The 764-nt window shown below is 63.1% G+C and carries 2 protein-coding genes; both read left to right on the top strand.

What is annotated here, in order from left to right; all coding sequences use genetic code 11:
• Window positions 1-214: lysozyme inhibitor LprI family protein (locus JMF90_RS39070; protein WP_201326548.1), on the top strand; the 214-nt coding region annotated here is incomplete at its 5' end.
• A 64-nt stretch (window positions 215-278) separates the two neighbouring features.
• On the top strand, window positions 279-764 hold a 486-nt coding region (locus JMF90_RS39065; protein ID WP_201326547.1), incomplete at its 3' end, for a hypothetical protein.

The following is a 764-nucleotide window of genomic DNA, read 5'->3' as shown; positions in this document are numbered from 1 at the left end:
GCAACTGAGCGGCGACCAGCAGGCGACGCTGAAGGCCGGCCAGCTCGCATGGCTGAAACAACGCGACGCGCAGTGCAGCGAGACGCGCGGCAGCAGCTACCTCGTCGATATCCAGTGCGCGAACGACATGACGCAGTCGCGGCTGTCGTTCCTGCGCGAACGCGAGCGCGAATGCTCGAGCACCGGCTGCGTGACGTCGAAGCTCGGCGAGTAAGTCGCCACGCGTGCCGTGCCGCGAAGCATGTCACGGCACGGCACGCTGCTCGAAAGGAACGATGATGCGGCATGAATTCTCCGAAGTCCTCAACGATCTGATCGACTACTTTCTCGTCGGCGATCTTCTGCTGCTGAAGCGCTACAAGGACGAACACGGGCTGCCGGACGACGTCGCATCGGCGTTCACGACCGGCGACAGCGGCGACCACGCGGTGCTGGAAGGCATCGTCATTCCGCTGGCCGGCATCGAGAATCATCCGTACACGGTCATCTTCACGCTGGACGACGACACGCCCGAATTACTGAAAGCAGGCAGTCGTCTGCAGCATCGGCGCGGCGGATACGTATTGCGCGTCGAGCATCGTGCGGTGATGCTCTACACGTGGCGCATTCTCGAACGTTTCACCGACGACACGGTGAATGCGCTGCTTGCGCGCTATCGCGAACCGGGCCGGCCCGTCATTGAAGTCGACAACGGCTGGTACGACGTCGAGATCCTCGGCGGAGAAATCGCCCGCGACGGCTGGTTCGAACCCGCGTTCGAGTTC

Source organism: Burkholderia sp. E168m23 (assembly GCF_016586125.1).
Classification (GTDB): domain Bacteria; phylum Pseudomonadota; class Gammaproteobacteria; order Burkholderiales; family Burkholderiaceae; genus Burkholderia; species Burkholderia orbicola.
This window is presented reverse-complemented; position numbering and strand designations above follow the sequence as displayed.